The following is a 19,325-nucleotide window of genomic DNA, read 5'->3' as shown; positions in this document are numbered from 1 at the left end:
AGACGAAAAGCGACGCGTGCTAAAATTTGAAGAAAATAAAATATAATTTCAGCAATCGTTCAACATTTGCTGCCATGGTCCACGGGTCCGGCGGCGGGAGGATTGTCTGCATGGCCGGCAAAGCTTTCCATCGCGGGACAGAACGTCCTCCGACGCGCACATGAACGTGACGAATACTCTACCCATTTTACATCCGGGACTTATGGCGACATGATGCCGGGAAGACCACGCCAAGTTATTCAGGGACAGTCATGCGAACAGACACGGGCCAGATCGTTCACCTGGCAGATTACCGCCCCACCGATTTCGTTCTGGAGCGGGTGGATCTCACCTTCGAACTCGACCCCAAGAATACCAAGGTCGAAGCCCGTTTGATCTTTCACCGGCGCGAAGGCGCTGAGCGGCAGGCGCCGCTCGTCCTTGATGGCGACGAGCTGAAGCTCTCCGGCCTGCTGCTCGACCAGGTGGAGCTTCCCGCCGGCCAATATGAGGCGACGCCCGACAGCCTGACCATCCGCGATTTGCCGGCCGAATCTCCCTTCGAGATCTGCGTCACCAATTACATCAATCCGCAGATCAATACGCAGCTGATGGGGCTTTACCGCACCAATGGCGTTTATTGCACGCAATGCGAGGCGGAAGGTTTCCGCCGTATCACCTATTTCCCCGACCGGCCGGATGTTCTGGCGCCCTATACGGTGACGATCATCGCGGCGAAGGAAGGCAATCCGCTGCTGCTCTCGAACGGCAATTTCCTCGGCGGCGGCAATTACGATGAAGGCCGTCACTTCGCAGCCTGGTTCGATCCACATCCGAAACCCAGCTATCTCTTCGCGCTTGTCGCCGGCGATCTCGGCGTGGTGGAAGATACCTTCACCACCATGTCCGGCCGCGAAGTGGCGCTGAAGATTTATGTCGAGCACGGCAAAGAGCCGCGCGCGGCCTACGCCATGGATGCGCTGAAACGTTCGATGAAATGGGACGAAGAGCGTTTCGGCCGCGAATACGATCTCGATATCTTCATGATCGTCGCCGTGTCCGATTTCAACATGGGCGCGATGGAGAACAAGGGTCTCAACGTCTTCAACGACAAATTCGTACTGGCCGACCCGGAAACCGCCTCCGATGCTGACTACGCCAATATCGAGCGTATCATCGCCCATGAATATTTCCACAACTGGACGGGCAACCGCATTACCTGCCGCGACTGGTTCCAGCTCTGCCTGAAAGAAGGCCTGACGGTCTATCGCGATCAGGAATTTTCCGCCGACATGCGCTCGCGGCCGGTCAAGCGCATCGCCGATGTGCGCCACCTGAAATCGGAGCAGTTTCCCGAGGATTCCGGCCCGCTGGCGCACCCACCGCGCCCGGATACCTATCGCGAAATCAACAATTTCTACACAACGACCGTTTATGAAAAAGGTGCCGAAGTCACGAGGATGATCGCCACGATCCTCGGCGCTGATGATTTCAAGAAGGGCATGGACCTCTATTTCGAGCGCCATGACGGCGAAGCCGCAACCGTCGAGGATTTCGTCAAGAGCTTCGCCGATGCGAGCGGCCGCGACCTCTCGCAATTTTCGCTCTGGTACACGGAAGCGGGCACACCGCTCGTCTCCGTCTCATCGGCTTATGATGCGGGCAATGCCACCTTCAGACTGACGCTGGAACAGACCGTGGCGCCGACGCCCGGCCAGCCGGTGAAGCAGCCGCGCCATATTCCGCTGTCGCTGGCGCTGATCCTCGACAATGGCCAGATCGCCGAACCGCAAGCCGTCGAAGGCGGCGAGTATCGCAATGGCGTGCTGCATCTGAACGAACGCAACCAAACCTTCTCCTTCACCGGCATCTCGTCGAGGCCGGTGCTGTCTATCAACCGCAGCTTCGCGGCACCGATCAATCTGGATTTCGAGCAGAATGCGGCCGATCTGGTGCAGATCGCCCGGCACGAGACTGACATGTTCGCCCGTTTCCAGGCGCTGACCGATCTCGCCCTGCCGGCGCTGATTGCCGCCACCAAGGCGGTGCACAAGGGCGAAGAAATACAGACGGATGCGGCTCTCTCCGCCACGCTCATCGAAATCATCGGCAACGACGCGCTTGAGCCGGCATTCCGGGCGCAGGCGCTCGCCTTGCCGAGCGAAACGGATATCGCCCGCGAACTCGGCGGCAACACCGATCCCGATGCCATCCACAAGGCGCGCAATGCCACGATCAAGGCGATTGCCACGTCCGGCCTAGAAACGCTGCGGCAGCTTGCCGATAGTGCTGCCGATGGCGAGGCTTACAGCCCCGACGCCGACAGCGCCGGACGCCGTTCGCTGCGCAATGGCGCCCTGAGCTTCCTCGCCTTTGCCGAGGGAACACCGGAGCGGGCGGCGAAGGCCTTTGCCGACGCCACCAACATGACCGATCTCGCCCATGCGCTCAGCGTCCTGACCCAGCGTTTCCCGGAAAGCACGGAAACAAAGGAAGCGCTTGCCGCCTTCGAAAAACGCTTTGCCGACAATGCACTCGTTCTCGACAAATGGTTCTCGTTGCAGGCAGCCATTCCGGGCGAAGGCGCGCTGGAGCGTATCAAGGGGCTGATGAAATCGAAACATTTCATCGCCACCAATCCGAACCGGGTGCGCTCGCTGGTCGGCACGCTTGCCTTCTCCAACCCCACCGGCTTCCACCGAGCCGATGGCGCGGCCTATCGTTTCCTTGCGGAACAGATCATCGCCATCGACAAGCGCAATCCGCAGCTGGCCGCCCGCATTTTGACCTCCATGCGCTCCTGGCGATCGCTGGAGGCAAGCCGTGCCGAACATGCGAAAGCCGCGCTTTTAACCATTGCCGAGGCGAAGGACCTGTCGACGGATGTAAGCGACATCGTCGGGCGTATCCTCAAGGGCTGATCGTCCGCCGAAGCTCCACCATTCTGATCCATGCCGCGACGCCGTCTTGATTTCCATCAAGGCGGCGTCGCGCATTGCGCAGCATCTTTGTGTGCGAAGGGCCGACGTTGGCTCGGGATCAGATGGGAACTTCAGATGACGGACATGTCCAGAACCAGCGCCTCGTTTCAACGCTTCATGACCGACGCCCCGGCTCACAAGGCGGCATGGCTTCAGGCCGTGCAGGGCCTGGGCGCGGCCTCCACACTCGATGTGAAGACGCAGAGCCTGATCTATATCGGTATTCTGGCCGCCCTGCGTCTGGAAAGCGGCATCGCTTTTCATGTGACGGAAGCCAAGGCGCACGGCGCAAGCCGGGAGGATATCATCAGCGCGGTGCTGACCGGTCTTCCCGCCGCCGGCAATGGCGTGATCAGCGCGCTTGGCCCTGCTCTCGATGCCTTCGATGGAGGCTGAAACCCGTTCCACGCGGCATCTCGAAACCGCCGGAATTGAAGTGCCGCTCACTGTTTTTCTTCATGAATCCCGCTTTTCCCGAAGCGGGAGCAGATTGTCCCGAAAAAATACGGAGTCGGTTCAAGGGGTTAAAATTCTTTTAACTTTTGCCTCTGGACACGGCGAATCGCATTTGATTCATTAGAGATATTCGAGCGGCGGCGCTTCGAATCACTGGGGACATCTAAAAGGCGGGACAATGACGAACGTGCGGCGGGCGACTGCGGGCGATGAGCGGCCGTATGCCAAATTTTCTGATCTTGCGGCCTGGGGCGAAAGGCTTTCCAGCGACCTGATGGGTTTGATGAATGGCTCCGACCGCCCGGCGCCGCAGGTCGAAACCCTGCTGAAACGTCTGATCCCCATTCTCATTCTCGCCTTCCTCGTTGTTGTCGCTGCCTCGCGCATGCTTGGCATCGTTGCCGAATACAGCCGCATGGAAGAGGCCGCCCGCCACTCCACGGCGCTGACGGCGCTGACGGCGAAAGCGGCCCTTATTAACAACGGTATCGTTTTCACCGCGCAGGACCGGACCCGCGCCGAGGCGAGCCTCGTCGCCGCATTGCCGTCGGGCAGCCTTGCCGATGGCACGATGGTGCTGCTGTCAGGCAGCAATGGCCGCATCTTCGCGGGCGCCGGCAAGGAGGCGATGCTTTATATCGGCACCTCACTGCCCGCCCTGCTTCCAGAAATCGCCATCGTGCAGCGTTTCCCCGGCTCGCCCGGCACCATCGAGACCAACATCGATGGCCAGCAGCATTATGCGACGATGATCCCCTTCGGTGATGACGGCGCCATGGTGATCGCGGCGCGTTCGCTGCAGCCGATCCGCTCCTTCTGGCGCAGCGAAATCGCCATGAACGTCACGCTGTTTGCCGGCATCTCCTCCATCCTGCTCGTTGTGCTCTACGCCTATTACATGCAGGTGAAGCGCGCCCGCGACGCCGACGACATCTTCGCCGAATCCAACCTGCGGGTGGAGACGGCGCTGTCGCGCGGGCGCTGTGGCCTCTGGGATTTCGATCTTTCCAGCCGGCGCATGTTCTGGTCCGGTTCGCTTTACGAAATTCTTGGGCTTCCGCCGAAGGCAGCACCGCTCTCCTTTTCCGATGCGGCCCGCATGATGCATTCCGAAGACGGCAATCTCTACGAGCTTGCCCGCGCCGTCGGCTGCGGCAACCTGCGCCAGATCGACCAGATTTTCCGCATGCGCCATTCCAAGGGTCATTATGTCTGGCTGCGCGCCCGCGCCCAGGTCATCCGCACCAATAACGGCCCGCGCGTCATCGGCATCGCCATGGACGTCACCGAACAGCACCGCCTCGCCCAGCGTTATGCCGAGGCGGACCAGCGCCTTGCCGACGCCATCGAATCCACCTCGGAAGCCTTCGTGCTGTGGGACAAGAACGATCGCCTCGTGATGTGCAACACCCACTACCAGAAGGCCTATGGCCTGCCTGACAGCGTGCTGGTGGCCGGCACGGAAAAAAGTACGGTCCATGCCGCAGCAGCCCGCCCCGTGGTTGAACGCCGCGTTGCCGATCCGGACCAATCCGGCCTGTCGCGCACCATGGAAGTGCAGCTTGCCGATGACCGCTGGCTGCAGATCAACGAGCGCCGCACCCGTGACGGCGGCCTCGTCTCCGTCGGCACCGATATCACCCTTCTGAAGCGCCATCAGGAACGGCTGCGCGATTCCGAACGCCGGCTGATGGCAACGATCGGCGACCTCTCCGCCTCGCAGCACAAGCTGGAACGGCAGAAGACGGAACTTTCCGACGCCAACGCCAATTATCTCGCCGAAAAAGAGCGTGCGCAGGCCGCCAACCGGGCGAAATCCGAATTCCTCGCCAATATGAGCCACGAGCTGCGCACGCCGCTCAACGCCATCCTCGGCTTTTCCGAAATCTTGCAAAACGAGATGTTCGGGCCGGTCGGCTCGCCGAAATATTCCGAATATGCCCGCGATATCCATGACAGCGGCAAACACCTGCTCAACGTCATCAACGATATTCTCGACATGTCGAAGATTGAAGCGGGCCATATGCGCATCAACCGCGAGACGATCGATCTTGCGCCGCTGATCGAGGAGACGCTGCGGCTGACCGCCATTCAGGCCCAGCAGAAGAACATCACCGTGCAGCAGAAGGTCTGCGCCGGGCTGACCATGCAGGGCGACCGCCGCGCCATGAAGCAGATCATGCTCAACCTGCTCTCCAACGCGGTCAAATTCACCGGCGACGGCGGCCGTATCGCGCTGCGCACCCATGTGCATGAGGCCGCGATGATCCTCACCATCGCCGATACCGGCATCGGCATCCCCGCGCAGGCGCTCAACAAGATCGGCCAGCCTTTCGAGCAGGTGCAGAGCCAATATGCCAAGAGCCAGGGCGGTTCCGGGCTTGGGCTGGCGATTTCCCGCTCACTGGTGAAGCTGCATGGCGGGACGATGAAGATACGCTCATGTGAGGGTCGCGGCACGGTGGTGACGATCATTATTCCGCATACGGCGGGCGTGTGTGGGACGGTGCATTGAAGCTTGGTGTGTTTCGCGCGCGCCCATTTGCGCTGGAGGGTGCGGTTTACCCCCCTCTACCCTGCCGGGCATCTCCCCCTCAAGGGGGGGAGATCGATGCGCGTCGCTCTTCAGCCCATCTTTAACGTTGCGAATGAGCGAGCGTTAGCTCCCAGCTGATCTCCCTCCTTGAGGGGGAGATGCCCGGCAGGGCAGAGGGGCGTATCGCCCCACCCACCGAGATCAGCCGCCATTCTTCACCACCGCCACAAACGCCTTGCGCACTGCTTTCGCCAGCCGCTTCACCTCTCCCTCAAGCGTTGAGATATCCGGGCAATCCCCCGCCCGGCACACGAGGTCGATCAGGCCCGCCGGCGCCTCTTTCGGATTGAACGTCCCATCAATGCACAGCCGCACGATCTGCGAGATTTCGGTATAAAGCCCCATTGCCGCCATGCAGTCATCGAAAGCCTGCGGCTCCATGACAGGCGCGGCGAGCGCCTGAAACGCCTCGGCCGTATTGCGACCCGGTTCGTGCGCAGCAAGCCCTTTCACCGGCCCAACCAGCGCCAGATATTGGGCGATGAATTCGAGGTCGATCAGGCCACCGTTGATGAGCTTGAAGTCCCAGTTGTTTTCCGGCGGTTTTTCCTGCTCGATGAGGTTGCGCATGTCCAGCACGTCGACGGAAACCTTGGCCGCATCGCGCTTTTGCGAAAGGATGGAAGCGATGATGCGGCGCGCATCTTCCATCAGCGAGGCATCGCCGCAAATCAGGCGGGCGCGGGAGAGCGCCATGTGTTCCCAGGTCCAGGCTTCCTCGCGCTGGTATTTCTCGAAAGCGGAGATGCGCGTCGCCACCGGCCCCTTGTTGCCGGAAGGGCGAAGCCGCATGTCGACCTCGTAAAGCACGCCTTCCGCCGTCGGGGCCGACAAGGCAGCAATCAGCCGTTGGGTAACGCGAGTGAAATAGCGCACCACATCGAGCGGCTTTGCACCGGTGGATTCATGGGCGGCATCGTCATAATCGTAAAGCAGGATGAGATCGACATCCGAACCAGCCGTCAGCTCGAAGGAGCCGAGCTTGCCCATGCCCATGACGGCGACACGGCCGCCAGGATAGAGCCCATGCGCCGCTTCCATCTCCGCCAGAACCGCATTCAGCGCCGCCTCGATCACCAGATCGGCCAGGTGGGTGAAAGCGCGGGCGGCGACTTCGCCGCGGATTGCGCCGGTCAGAAGCCTGACACCGATCAGGAAGCGCTGTTCGGCGGCAAAGATACGCAGCCGGTCGAGAATATCCTCGTAATGGCGGGCGTTGGAGAGGAAATTGCCCATGCGGTGGGCGAGATAATCGCGTGTCGGGATGTCGCTCATCAGCGCCGGGTCCAGCATGCCGTCAAAGACATGCGGGCGGGCGGCGATGATTTCGGCAAGGCGCGGTGCTGATGACATGATGGTCACCAGCAGGTCGAGCAGCGCCGGATTGTTGCCGAGCAGCGAAAACAGCTGGATGCCGGCCGGCAGGCCGGAAAGGAAATTATCGAAACGCAGGAGCGCCTCATCCGCCCGCTTGCTTTCACCGAAGGCGCGCAGCAGGTCCGGCGTCAGCTCCGTCAACCGCTCGCGCGCCTCGACCGATTGGGTGGCCCGGTAACGGCCATTGTGCCAGGTGCGGATGACGCGGGAGATATCCTCCGGCCGCTCGAAGCCGAGGGCGGAGAGTGTTTTCAGCGTATCGGGATCGTCCTTCTGGCCGGTGAAGACCAGATTGCCAGCCTCGCCGGAGAGTTTCGTTTCCTGCTCAAACAGCGCGGAATAACGCCGCTCCACCAGCCGCAGCACTTCTTCCAGCTTTTCCGAAAAAGCCTTGGTGTCGTCAAAGCCGAGCATGAAGGCAATGCGCTTCAATTCGGCTTCGGTATCGGGCAACACATGGGTCTGTTCATCGCGCACCATCTGGATGCGATGCTCCACCTCACGCAGGAACCAGTAGGCGTCGGTCAGGCTGTCGCGCGTTTCGGCATCGATCCATTTCGCCTCGGTCAGTGCAGCAAGCGCCTCCTGCGTTGCCCGCACCCGGAGCGCCGGCATGCGACCGCCGGCGATGAGCTGCTGCGTCTGGGCGAAGAACTCGATCTCGCGGATGCCGCCGCGCCCGAGCTTGACATTATGACCCTTCACCGCAATCGCGCCATGGCCCTTATGGGCGTGGATCTGCCGCTTGATGGAGTGGATATCGGCAATCGCCGCGTAATCGAGATATTTGCGGAAGATGAAAGGCGTCAGCTCGCGCAGGAAGTTCTCGCCCGCCTTCATGTCGCCGGCCACCGGCCGCGCCTTGATATAGGCGGCGCGTTCCCAGTTCTGCCCCCTGCCCTCGTAATAAAGCAGCGCCGCTTCCACGGGAATGGCGAGCGGCGTCGAGCCGGGGTCGGGCCGCAGCCGGAGATCGGTGCGGAAGACATAACCATCGGCCGTGCGCTCCTGCATGATGCGCACCAGACGGCGCATCATGCGTCCGAAATTCTCCGTCGCATCATAGGGATCGTCCATGATGCCGGCGGAGGGTTCGAAGAACACCACGGCGTCGATGTCGGAGGAATAGTTGAGTTCGCGCGCACCGAGCTTGCCCATGCCGAGCACGATGAGGCCCGATCCTTCGCTGGGGGCTGCGACATCCTTCAGTTTCAGCTTGCCGCTCTCATGGGCCGACAGCAGCAGGTGATCGATGGCGGCAGAGAGCGCTGCATCCGCCATGTCGCTCAGCCAGCGGGTCGTATCACGCGCGGTGAAGATGCGGGCGAGATCGGCAAGTGCGGCGATAAAGGAAAGCCGCCGCTTGGCTACTCTCAGCCGCGACATCACCTCGTTTTCGCTCGGTATACCGCCCTCGTTCCCGGACTTCCAGCAATCGCGCGCCTCGCGGACGAGACCGGTCAGCAGCGGCTCAAGCGGTTTCGAAATCGCCAGCGACAAAAGCCCTTCATCCGCCGACGCCATGTCGCGCAGATAGGGAGACAGCGTGAAAGCCGCAGCGATAAAGTCTTTGAGCGCGCTTTCACCGGCAAGCAGCGCGGCCACCGCCGGCTCACCCTTGCCGATATCCTTCAGCGTCGAAAGAACGGATTTCAGTTCCGTCTGCGTATAGGGGCGGATCATCCCCGGCAGAACCTCGCTCAGCCGCCTTTCAGCGGTTTCCCGTTTCGTCACTGTCTCTCTCCCTCTTCCGCCTATTCTCTCGCCGCTCTTCGACCGTGCCCGGCTTTCAGGACCGGATGCACCGCATCCGAAACGTTCCTGCCGCCGCACCTTTGCCGAAGCCTCCCGGCGCATGCATGTGGCGTTGTAACAAATGCGGGCCGCTTTGCGATCAGAAAACCGCCGGTGGCGATGTTTTCCAAAGCGCCGCACCGCGTAATGTCTCCGCAATTGTGCCCGCGTAGCGTCATCCTCAACGAAACCCGACTCCCCGGTTTTCCAACGCTCGATGCTGCAACGGATATGATCATGAAACAGATTTTTACAGTAAAATGGCAAAAGAACCTGCGCGCGATGGCCCTTTGCCTGACAGCGTTGCCTGTTGCGCAGGCGATCTGCACACCGGTCTTCGCCGCCGATATCGGTAAATCGGACAGGGTGGCCGATCCGCAGGGCAATTTCGACAATGCCCGCTACAGCAGTTCCAGCGAGTGGAAGATCACGCTCGGCGCAGGTGCGGCCTATGCCCCGAAATATGAAGGTTCGGACAAGCTGGAAGTGGGCGCCGTCCCGCTGGTTTCCGTCCAGTATGGAGAAACCCTGAGCATCGATTTCAGCGGCGTTACCGTCAATCTTCTGAACCAGAACGGCTTCCGGCTGGGCGTCAAGGGTGGCTGGGAAGCGGGCCGCAAGGAAAAGGATGACAAGAAGAACCTGCGCGGGCTGGGCGACATCAAGGCCGGCGGCGTGGTCGGCGGCGTCATCGCCTATGGCGTCGACCCCTTTGAAATCTACGCCAAGGTGGACAAGACCATCGGCGGCAGCGAAGGCCTCACCGCCACTGTCGGCGCAAGCGTCTCGCACAAAGTCGACCAGTTCATCTTCGGTGCGGATCTCTCCGCCACCTGGGCGGATGACAACCACATGAAATCCTATTTCGGTGTCACCTCGGCCCAATCCGCCCGCTCCGGCCTGCGCCGTTATGACGCCAAGGCAGGCTTCAAGCGCATCGACGCCAGCGCCTCGGTTTCCTATCTCATGACGGAGAACTGGATGATCACCGGCACCGGCGGCGTCGGCTTCCTGCTGGGCGACGCCAAGGACAGCCCGGTGGTGAAAAAGGATATCCAGCCCTTCGCCATGATCGGCGTGGCCTACACGTTCTAAGCCGCGCGGGAGAAATACACGTCCATCCCCCGCCCGTCCCCATGAGGAAAGGCGTCCCTGCCCTCACGCCTCCTCATCCAGTGAAACGCCGCAAGGCGTTTCACTGGGCCGCCATGTTCAAAGAATCCTGTCGCTGTATTCCGGCGGCGCCACCCAGCACTCTTCATGCTTTCCGAACCAGCGGTAGCGATTGCGGGCGACAAAGCGATAAACGGGATCGCGCAGAAATGCGGGAATGATGCGCAATACGGTAACCAGTCGCCAGGGCATGCCCAGCGCCTCATATATGCTCAGAACAGCATCGCTGTCCTGCCGCACCCTGCCGTCATCCACGACCAGCATGCTGACGGGATCTTTCGGGTCCATATCGTAACGACGGTAAATTTCAGCGCCGATCTCGCTCTGCATGGAGGCCAGGCGGAAATATCCGGCCCTGTCATGCCGCAGTACGAATTGCGCATTCACGGAACACAAGACACATTCCGCATCGAACAGAATGATCGGGCCATGCCCGTCGTCGATCAGAGGAACCGTATCTGCCACCCGTCACACATCCTTTCGTCCATCGCGCGCGATTTCCGAACAGAGCCATTGCAGTCGATCAACCGAACCATTCTCCAGATCATCTTTCAATATAATCTTGAAAAACAGTCATTTCCCGGCAAGCCTTGCTCATCCGCAGAACTCACCGGTGTGAAGACCCACTGGCTTCATCAGCCAGCGATGCTTACGCCCTGGGAATGGGAAACACCATCGAAACCGTCAGCCCCGGGCAGGCCGTATTCGAGGCATCCGTGTCGGATAGCACCAGCGATCCGCCATGCAGTTCCATGACGGCCTCCACCAGCGACAGGCCGAGCCCGGTTCCCGGCTTGGAGCGGCTTTCATCCAGCCTGACGAAACGTTTCAGCACCTCGCCGCGCTTGTCGGCGGGAATGCCGGGACCGTTATCGGCGACGGAGAGCACGATGGCCTCCGGCTCTCTTGCCAGACGGACGACGAGTTTCTTGTCACCTTCGCCCTCGCAGGCATATTTCATGGCGTTGTCGATGAGGTTGGAGAGCGCCTGGCCGATCAGTTCGCGGTTGCCCTTTACCGAAAGGTCAGCCTCTATTTCGGCTTCCAGAGCAAGCCCGGCATCCTCGGCTACAGGCTCGTAAAGTTCGGCGCTGTCGGCGGCAATCGCCGAGACGTCGACATCGGTCATTTCCGCGGCAATCGAACCGGCCTCGACGCGGGAAATCATCAACAGCGCGTTGAAGGTGCGGATAAGCTGGTCTGACTCGGCGATGATGCCTTCAAGGGCCGCGCGCCGTTTCGTCTCGTCATTGTCGTCAAGGGCGGCGGCCGCCTTGTTGCGCAGCCGCGTCAGCGGCGTCTTCAGGTCGTGGGCGATATTGTCGGAGACCTGCCGCAGGCCTTCATTCAGCTTCTCGATGCGGCCGAGCATGGCGTTCAGCGAGCCGGACAGGCGGTCGAATTCATCGCCGGATCGGCCCTGCGGCAGACGCTGGGAAAGGTCGCCGGCCATGATCTTCTTGGTCGCCGCAGACATGCGGTCGATGCGTTTCAACGCATTGCGGCCGATACCGAACCAGATGAGCAGCGCGCCGCCGCCCATGATGGCGAGCGCCACCATCAGCGCATTGCGCACCAGCGCCCGGAACTTGGTCGGCTCGCCGAGATCGCGGCCGATCAGGATGCGCAGGCCGTTGTCCAGCATGAAGATATTGGCGGTGGCGAGATGCTGCACGCTGTCGCCGCTTTCGGAATAACGCTCGTAGCGGAACGGGAAGCCCGTCCAGCCCTCCTTGTCGAAGACACCGGGCTGAACGGAGGCAACGTTGCCGGCAAGGATTTCACCATTCGGCCCGGCGATGACATAAAGGCTCGCACCCGGCTGGCGGGCGCGGCGCTCCATCATCCTGAGAAGCGGGTTGATGCCGCCGCGATTATATATCCGCTGCACATCCGAGACTTCCTGCAGCACCGCATCACGCGTCTGCTGGTTCAGCAGCCTTTCGGAAAGGGCGGTGACATAAAAGACGAGGAAGGCGGCGCAGAGCGCGAACAGCAGGATATAGAGCGCCGAAAGGCGCACCGCTGTCGACCGGAACACTATTCTGAGGCGGGCCATTTTCGCCAATCAGCCCTCGTCCTTCATCATGTAACCGGCGCCGCGGATGGTCTTCAGAAGCGGCTTCTCGAAGTCCTTCTCGATCTTCGAGCGCAGACGGGAAACATGCACGTCGATGACATTGGTCTGCGGATCGAAGTGATAGTCCCAGACATTTTCGAGAAGCATGGTGCGGGTCACCACCTGGCCGGCATTCTTCATCAGATATTCCAGCAGGCGGAATTCGCGCGGCTGCAGCAGGATTTCCTTGCCGTTGCGGCGCACATCGTGCGACAGCCGGTCGAGTTCGAGATCGCCGACCCGGTAGATCATGTCCTGCTCGGGCTTGCCCTTGCGGCGGCCCAGCACCTCGATGCGGGCGAGCAATTCGGAAAAGGCGTAAGGCTTCGGCAGATAATCATCGCCGCCGGCGCGCAGGCCGGTCACGCGGTCATCCACCTGCCCCAGCGCGGAAAGGATCAGAACCGGCGTCTCGATACCGCGGCGGCGCAGCTCGCTGATGACGGAAAGCCCGTCGCGGCGCGGCAGCATGCGGTCGATCACCATCACGTCATAGGCATTCTCGCAGCCCATGAACAGGCCGCTCTCACCGTCGCTCGCGTGATCGGCGACGATCCCGACTTCGCGGAACGCCTTGGTCATATAGGCCGCAGCCTCTAGGTCGTCTTCAATGACTAGAATCTTCATGTGCGGGACAATAGCGCCCTCGCCCTTTTCCGCACAACCGGAAACAGATGCGGGAGAGACTTCCTGAACCTTGTTTTCCATGGAATTTCCTCCGAAGATCGGGCCTTAAGCACCATCGCGCTTCCAGGCTGAACAATCGCCTATGGATCAGGCGGGTGCCGCTTGTTTCTTCTCCCCGGCGGGGAGAAGAAAAGGGCCATAGCGCCCTGCCATACTCAACCGCCCCGTCTCAAGAGCGAGATGCGATGCCGGGTCCCAAAAGAAGCCGGCATCGCGTTTCAGCGTATCAACCCTGGTCGATATCCAGAGCGATGAAGCGGCTGCCATCATCCGTCTGGATCTGGAACAGCGCCTTGGAGCGTCCGTCCTTCTTGGCCTGCTCGAGAATCTTCTCGATATCGGCGGCGGAAGCGACCTGCTGGTTGTTCACCGAGGTGATCTTCTCACCCGTCTTCAGGCCACGGGCAGCGGCATCGCTGTCGGGGTCGACATCGGTGATGGCAAGGCCATTGCCGTCATCGGCGGGAGAAACCGTCAGGCCGAGACTGGACAGCACCTTCTCGCTGGAAGACTGGTCGCCCTTGTCGTCGTTCTGGGTCGGCGTCGCCTTGGAGGCGTCGTCGCTTGTAAGATCACCCAGCGTCACTGTGACCGACTGCGACTTGCCACCGCGCCACAGCGAGATTTCAACCTTGGCGTTGGGCGCCATGCCACCGATGCGGCGCGACAGGTCGCGGGCATCCTTGACGGGCTCGCCATTGACGGCGGTGATGATGTCACCCTGCTTGATGCCGGCCTTGTCGCCCGGCGAGCCGGACTGCGGCGAAACGACGAGCGCGCCGCTTGCTTCAGCGAGGCCAAGCGATTCGGCGATATCCTTGCTGACCGGCTGGATCTGCACGCCGAGCCAGCCGCGTTCGACCTTGCCGTCCTTCTGCAGATCGGCAATCACGTCCTTGGCGACGGATGCCGGAATGGCGAAGGCGATGCCGACATTGCCGCCCGACGGCGAGAAGATGGCGGTATTGATGCCGACCACTTCGCCATTGAGGTTGAAGGCCGGGCCACCCGAGTTGCCACGGTTCACGGCGGCGTCGATCTGCAGGTAATCATCATAGGGGCCGGAGCCGATATCGCGGCCGCGGGCCGAAATAATGCCTGATGTCACCGTGCCGCCGAGGCCGAAGGGGTTACCGACGGCGACGACCCAGTCACCGACGCGGATCTTGCTGTCATCGGCAAACTTCACATAGGTGAACTTGCGGTTCACATCGACCTTCAGGAGCGCAAGATCGGTGCGCGGATCACGGCCGACGAGCTTGGCTTCGAGTTCGGTACCGTCGTTCATGACGATCGTATAGGCGGAGCCATCATCGACGACATGGTTGTTGGTGACGATGTAACCATCTTCGGAGATGAAGAAGCCGGAGCCCTGAGCGACGGGACGAAGCGGACCCTTGCCGTCACGGTGGCGATTCGGACCACGTTCGGAGCGATCCTGGTTCGGACCACCGAATTCCTTGAAGAAGCGCTTCAGCGGATGGTCATCAGGCAGCTGGTCAAGGCCACGGCCGCCAAAATTGAAGGAGAAATTGCTGGAGTCATCGGAAGCGGGCTGCACGTTCGACTGTACGCGAACGGAGACGACGGCGGGCGATACCGCATCGACCACATTGGCGAAGCTTGGAACCTGCGGCGCATTCACCTCGACGGGAGCGGCGAACGAGTGGAGGATCGGGGCGGCGATGCCGGTGGAAAGCATCAGCGCCGCAAGGCCGCCAACGGTCGTGGCCTTCAGAGCCGTCTTCAGCGAGGCCGTCTTCAGCGAGGAATGGCCGTTTTGCGAATGAGACATGGTGTACCTTCTTTCTTCATTCAGACTGGGCCCCGTTTGACCGGGGGAGAAGCGGTGGATGATGAAGATATAGGAGGCGACACCTTACGGCGAAGTGTCTGACGAATGAAAAATCCGTAATGTTGAAAAAGTACCGGGGAATGAAATGGAAACCGGTTATTTTTCAATGAGATTGCGGATTCGCTCTTCTTCGTCCGCGCTCAGCTTCTGTGGCTGTTCCTGGCTTGCGCGGCGGCGGGAAAACACGAAGACGGCGAAAATCCCCGCAAGGGTGAGACCAATGGGCGCGCCCCACAGAAGCACGGTGCGAAGGCTGAGGCGCGGTTTCAGGAGCACGAACTCGCCGTAGCGCGACACGACGTAGTCAATGACAGCCTTGTCGCTGTCGCCTTGAACCAGCCGCTCGCGCACCAGGACCCGCAGATCGCGCGCCAGTTCGGCATTGCTGTCGTCGATCGACTGGTTCTGGCAGACCATGCAGCGGAGCTGAGACGTCAGGTTCCGGGCGCGCTGTTCCAGCACCGGGTCTTTGAGGACTTCGTCGGGGTTGAACGCGAAGGCCGGAGAGGCTGCCGCGAAGATGAGGGTGAGAAGAAGCCCGAGCGCTACCACAAACTCCCTCATTCCGCCGCCTCCGGCATCGCCGTTCGCACCGGCTTCGCCTTGCGATTCGGCGCACCGACCCGCAAACGCCGGTCCGAGAGCGAGATGAACCCGCCCGCCATCATGAACAGCGTGCCGCCCCAGATGCACAGGATGAAGGGTTTCCACCAGATGCGCACCACCATGCCGCCATCGGTCATGGGATCGCCAAGCGAGACATAAAGCTGGCTGAGGCCGAAGGTCAGGATACCCGCTTCCGTCGTCGGCATGCGCCGCGCGGTATAGAGCCGCTTGGAGGACCACACATCGGCCACTTCGACACCCGCCTTGCGGATGGTGAAATGGCCGCGATCCTCGGTGAAATTCGGACCGACGGCGTGGCGGATACCGTCGAAGGTGAGGCTGTAGCCGCCCGCTTCCGCCACCATGCCCTCCTTCATCTCAAGCACCGTTTCCGTCTCGAAAGTGGTGACAATGACGATGCCGAGCACGGTGATGCCGAGCCCCATATGCGCCAGCGCCGTGCCGAAGGCCGAACGCGGCAGGCCTTTGAGGCGGCGAAATGCGATGCCGAAGGCCAGCTTGCCGAAATTGGCGCGATACCAGAGATCGGCAAGCGCCCCGAAGATCAGCCAGAAGCCCGCAGCGATGCCGAGTGCGGCCAGCACCGGACCGCCATTTTCGATGTACCAGAGCGTCAGACCCGCGAGAGCCGCAAGCGCCGCGGCCACATAAAGCCGCTGGAATGCGCCGAGCAGATCGCCGCGCTTCCAGGCGAGCATCGGGCCAAAGGGCGTGACGATCAGGATCGGGATCATCAGGAGGCCGAAGGTGAGGTTGAAGAAAGGCGCGCCGACCGAGATTTTTTCGCCCGTCAGGGTTTCGAGAATGAGCGGGTAAAGCGTGCCGATCAGCACGGTTGCCGTGGACACCGTGAGGATGAGGTTGTTGAGAACCAGCGATCCCTCACGCGAAATCGGCGCAAACAGCCCCCCGGCCTTCAGCGAGGGCGCGCGCCATGCAAAGAGCGCGAAGGCGCCGCCGATGAAGACGGTCAGAATGCCAAGAATGAAGATGCCGCGGCTCGGATCGGTGGCGAAAGCATGCACGGAGGTCAAAACGCCGGAGCGGACAAGGAAGGTGCCGAGCAGCGACAGCGAAAAGGTCATGATCGCCAGAAGCACGGTCCAGATTTTCAGCGCCTCGCGCTTTTCCATGACAAGCGCCGAATGAAGCAGCGCGGTTCCGGCAAGCCAGGGCATGAAGGAGGCGTTTTCCACCGGATCCCAGAACCACCAGCCGCCCCAGCCGAGTTCATAATAGGCCCAGTAGGAACCCATGGAAATGCCGGCGGTCAGGAAGGTCCATGCGGCGAGTGTCCACGGCCTCACCCATCGCGCCCAGGCGGCATCGATGCGCCCTTCCAGCAGCGCTGCGACGGCGAAGGAAAAGCAGACGGAAAAGCCGACATAACCGAGATAAAGCAGCGGCGGATGGATGGCGAGGCCGAAATCCTGAAGGATCGGATTGAGGTCCTGCCCCTCGGCCGGCACCGGCTCCAGCCGCAGGAAGGGATTGGAGGTGAGCAGGATGAACAGCAGGAAGGCGACCGAAATCCATGCCTGCACCGCAAGAACATTGGCTTTCAGCGTTTCCGGCAGGTTGCGGCCGAAGGCGGCGACGAGCGCGCTGAAAAACACCAGAATGAGCAGCCACAGCAGCATGGAGCCTTCATGGTTGCCCCACACGCCGGTCAGCTTGTAGATCATCGGCATCAGCGAATGGGAGTTTTCCCAGACGTTGCGCACGGAAAAATCCGAGACGGCATAGGCCCGCGTCAGCGCCGCGAAGGAAAAACCAACGAGCAGGAACATCATGACGGAGCCGAGCGAGGCGACATCCATCAGCGCCCGGTCGTTGCGGCGCGCGCCGATAACCGGCAGCGTCGAGACGATCAGCCCCACCCCAAGCGCCAGCACCAGAACGTAATGGCCGATCTCGTTGATCATTTGGTTGCTCCGGTCTTGTCGGGCGACGTCGCACTGGCCGACGGCGTCGCGGCGGCGGGTTCCTCACCCTCTCCGCCATGCTGCCACAGGCCCTTGTCCTTCAGCCGGTCTGCCACTTCCTTCGGCATGTAATTCTCGTCGTGCTTGGCCAGCACGCTGTCGGCCACGAAGCCGTGGGTCGCGGCGTCGAACATGCCTTCGGTCACCACGCCCTGCCCTTCGCGAAAGAGATCGGGCAGAATGCCGGTATAGCTGACCGGCACATTGGCCTCGCCATCCGTCACCGTAAAGCTCACCGTGCGGCCCTCGCCGCGCTTGATCGAGCCTTCCGCCACCAGCCCGCCAAGGCGGATGCGGGTGCCGGGGTTGACGGGCGTCTTCTCCAGATCGGCGGGCATGTAGAAATAGGCAATCGACTGGCCAAAGGCGAACATGACGAGCAGCACGGCTGCAACGATGAAGCTCATGCCGCCGCCGATGATCGCGAGACGTTTCTGTTTGCGGGTCATTGCGTCACTCCCTGCGGCGCAGCATCCTGTTGCCCGTTCGTACGGATCGGCCCGGCGGAAACGCCAAGTTCCTTCGCCAGCGCCAGAAGCTGCCTGCCCTGTTCACCCTCCGGCGGGAAAGCCTTCAGCCCCGCCCGCAGGGCCTCTCCGGCCTTGGCTTCGTTCTTCAGCACCGAATAGGCGCGTACAAGCCGCACCCAGCCTTCAAAATCGGCGGGGTTTTCCTTGAGCTTGGCATCAAGGCTCGACACCATGCCTTCGATCATCGCCTGCCTGTCGGAAGCCGTCATATCGTTGGCCGCCGCCATATCCTCAGCGTTCGGGCCGGGCGCGGCAGGGTTCGCCGCGCCGCCGGTGCGGGCGATATGCTCTTGAACCAGCGGCAGCCACGGCGCGCCGGCCGGCGCATCGGCCGCCAGCGCTGCAAAGGCCGCGCGTGCTTCCTCCGCCTTGCCAGCCTGCTCCAGCGAAAGCGCCAGATAGAAGCGGGCGCGCGGATTGCCGGGTTTCAACTGTTCGGCCTGCGCAAACGCATCGCGCGCGGCCTCGATGACGATGCCGTCATTGCCGGCAACCAGCGTTTCGCCAAGGCCCGTCAATCGTTCGGCGCTCGGGCCCAGAATACGAAGCGCATTGCGATAGGCAAGCTCGGCGTCGCCAAGCCGCAATGTCTTGAAATAGATCGGCGCGAGAATGTCCCAGCCCGCGCCGTCATCCGGGTTCTGCGCCAGATGCCTTTCGGCCCGTGCGACCAGCAGGTTCATGTCGTTACCGGGCTTTTCAAGACGTGCCTCGAGCGGCATGTCCGGCACCTCCGGACTGCCGTTCCAGATGTAAAGACAGAGGCCGAGTGCGGGCAAGAGAATGGTGATGAGGCTGGCGGCGAGATTGTGCCGCAGCGGACGCGCCTCTCTGCCGGGCTGCTCTTCCGTCTCGGCGGCAGCGAGAAGCCGGCGGCCGATTTCGGCGCGGGCATAATCCGCTTCGGTTTGCCCGATCAGGCCGGCGGCGCGTTCGCGGTCCAGCTCGGCCAGCTGGTCGCGATAAACGGCAACCTCACCGTCGCGGCGCGTCTCGGGCGCCTCGGTCTTCCGCATCAGCGGGTACATCAGGACGATGGCAACAGCCGCCGTCAATATCGCAACGACAATCCAGAACATAAGGCTCAATTACTCGAATGCGCGGCACATGGAAACATGAAGCGCGGGGATGACGCGAATTTGAGACATCACGCCGCACCGCAGGCC

Annotated in this window: 13 protein-coding genes; 4 read left to right on the top strand and 9 right to left on the bottom strand. The window is 61.6% G+C overall.

The genetic code is table 11. The annotated features are described in order from the left end of the window. The first annotated feature begins 251 nt into the window (after nucleotides 1-251). From pepN to V6R85_RS01030, 3 genes are all read left to right on the top strand, one after another. Nucleotides 252-2,900, top strand: a complete 2,649-nt coding sequence (gene pepN / locus V6R85_RS01040; protein ID WP_336376937.1) for an aminopeptidase N — start codon at nucleotides 252-254, stop codon at nucleotides 2,898-2,900. Between the two features lie 135 nt (nucleotides 2,901-3,035). Then, nucleotides 3,036-3,356, top strand: coding sequence for a carboxymuconolactone decarboxylase family protein (locus V6R85_RS01035; RefSeq protein WP_003509790.1), 321 nt, complete (start codon nucleotides 3,036-3,038; stop codon nucleotides 3,354-3,356). A 238-nt stretch (nucleotides 3,357-3,594) separates the two neighbouring features. Beyond that, complete coding sequence (locus tag V6R85_RS01030) at nucleotides 3,595-5,931, top strand: PAS domain-containing sensor histidine kinase (protein WP_112277709.1); 2,337 nt, start codon at nucleotides 3,595-3,597, stop codon at nucleotides 5,929-5,931. 222 nt (nucleotides 5,932-6,153) lie between these two features. Here V6R85_RS01030 and V6R85_RS01025 read toward each other — a convergent pair whose 3' ends face one another. Continuing rightward, entirely contained in the window at nucleotides 6,154-9,123 is a 2,970-nt protein-coding gene (locus V6R85_RS01025) for a bifunctional [glutamine synthetase] adenylyltransferase/[glutamine synthetase]-adenylyl-L-tyrosine phosphorylase (RefSeq protein WP_111834253.1), read from the bottom strand. 291 nt (nucleotides 9,124-9,414) lie between these two features. Between V6R85_RS01025 and V6R85_RS01020 the strand changes: the two genes are divergently transcribed. Then, entirely contained in the window at nucleotides 9,415-10,278 is an 864-nt protein-coding gene (locus V6R85_RS01020; protein ID WP_162695511.1) for a MipA/OmpV family protein, read from the top strand. 117 nt (nucleotides 10,279-10,395) lie between these two features. On the opposite strand, the gene V6R85_RS01015 is transcribed toward V6R85_RS01020, so the two are convergent. From V6R85_RS01015 to ccmI, 8 genes are all read right to left on the bottom strand, one after another. After that, nucleotides 10,396-10,821: a thiol-disulfide oxidoreductase DCC family protein gene (locus V6R85_RS01015; RefSeq protein WP_111792460.1), complete on the bottom strand. Its 426-nt coding sequence runs from the start codon at nucleotides 10,819-10,821 to the stop codon at nucleotides 10,396-10,398. Nucleotides 10,822-11,005: 184 nt separating this feature from the next. Next, on the bottom strand, nucleotides 11,006-12,415 hold the full coding sequence (locus tag V6R85_RS01010) for a sensor histidine kinase (protein WP_111792467.1): 1,410 nt from the start codon (nucleotides 12,413-12,415) through the stop codon (nucleotides 11,006-11,008). A gap of 9 nt (nucleotides 12,416-12,424) precedes the next feature. Continuing rightward, entirely contained in the window at nucleotides 12,425-13,183 is a 759-nt protein-coding gene (locus tag V6R85_RS01005; RefSeq protein ID WP_020009721.1) for a response regulator transcription factor, read from the bottom strand. 205 nt (nucleotides 13,184-13,388) lie between these two features. Then, on the bottom strand, nucleotides 13,389-14,957 hold the full coding sequence (locus tag V6R85_RS01000) for a Do family serine endopeptidase (RefSeq protein WP_020809582.1): 1,569 nt from the start codon (nucleotides 14,955-14,957) through the stop codon (nucleotides 13,389-13,391). A 156-nt stretch (nucleotides 14,958-15,113) separates the two neighbouring features. Next, nucleotides 15,114-15,581 (bottom strand): cytochrome c-type biogenesis protein, encoded by a 468-nt coding sequence (locus V6R85_RS00995; RefSeq protein ID WP_003509801.1) that lies wholly within the window; start codon nucleotides 15,579-15,581, stop codon nucleotides 15,114-15,116. Beyond that, nucleotides 15,578-17,569 carry a heme lyase CcmF/NrfE family subunit gene (locus V6R85_RS00990; RefSeq protein ID WP_111834252.1) on the bottom strand — a complete coding sequence of 664 codons (1,992 nt, stop codon included), beginning with the start codon at nucleotides 17,567-17,569 and terminating at the stop codon, nucleotides 15,578-15,580. The genes V6R85_RS00995 and V6R85_RS00990 overlap by 4 nt, the downstream gene beginning before the upstream one ends. After that, complete coding sequence (gene ccmE, locus V6R85_RS00985; protein ID WP_020809581.1) at nucleotides 17,566-18,078, bottom strand: cytochrome c maturation protein CcmE; 513 nt, start codon at nucleotides 18,076-18,078, stop codon at nucleotides 17,566-17,568. Before ccmE ends, V6R85_RS00990 begins: the two co-directional genes overlap by 4 nt. Then, nucleotides 18,075-19,238 carry a c-type cytochrome biogenesis protein CcmI gene (ccmI, locus tag V6R85_RS00980; RefSeq protein ID WP_003509809.1) on the bottom strand — a complete coding sequence of 388 codons (1,164 nt, stop codon included), beginning with the start codon at nucleotides 19,236-19,238 and terminating at the stop codon, nucleotides 18,075-18,077. Before ccmI ends, ccmE begins: the two co-directional genes overlap by 4 nt. Nucleotides 19,239-19,325 lie beyond the last annotated feature (87 nt).

This window comes from Agrobacterium sp. CCNWLW32 (genome assembly GCF_037083425.1).
GTDB classification, from domain to species: domain Bacteria; phylum Pseudomonadota; class Alphaproteobacteria; order Rhizobiales; family Rhizobiaceae; genus Agrobacterium; species Agrobacterium radiobacter.
Note: the sequence above shows the minus strand (reverse complement) of the source record. Positions and strands in the feature narration are given on the sequence as shown.

Coding starts and splice junctions, on each gene's coding strand:
- pepN (WP_336376937.1), top strand. CDS start 252: ATGCGAACAGACACGGGCCAGATCGTTCACCTGGCAGATTACCGCCCC.
- V6R85_RS01035 (WP_003509790.1), top strand. CDS start 3,036: ATGACGGACATGTCCAGAACCAGCGCCTCGTTTCAACGCTTCATGACC.
- V6R85_RS01030 (WP_112277709.1), top strand. CDS start 3,595: ATGACGAACGTGCGGCGGGCGACTGCGGGCGATGAGCGGCCGTATGCC.
- V6R85_RS01020 (WP_162695511.1), top strand. CDS start 9,415: ATGATCATGAAACAGATTTTTACAGTAAAATGGCAAAAGAACCTGCGC.
- V6R85_RS01010 (WP_111792467.1), bottom strand. CDS start 12,415: ATGGCCCGCCTCAGAATAGTGTTCCGGTCGACAGCGGTGCGCCTTTCG.
- V6R85_RS01005 (WP_020009721.1), bottom strand. CDS start 13,183: ATGGAAAACAAGGTTCAGGAAGTCTCTCCCGCATCTGTTTCCGGTTGT.
- V6R85_RS01000 (WP_020809582.1), bottom strand. CDS start 14,957: ATGTCTCATTCGCAAAACGGCCATTCCTCGCTGAAGACGGCCTCGCTG.
- V6R85_RS00995 (WP_003509801.1), bottom strand. CDS start 15,581: ATGAGGGAGTTTGTGGTAGCGCTCGGGCTTCTTCTCACCCTCATCTTC.
- V6R85_RS00990 (WP_111834252.1), bottom strand. CDS start 17,569: ATGATCAACGAGATCGGCCATTACGTTCTGGTGCTGGCGCTTGGGGTG.
- ccmE (WP_020809581.1), bottom strand. CDS start 18,078: ATGACCCGCAAACAGAAACGTCTCGCGATCATCGGCGGCGGCATGAGC.
- ccmI (WP_003509809.1), bottom strand. CDS start 19,238: ATGTTCTGGATTGTCGTTGCGATATTGACGGCGGCTGTTGCCATCGTC.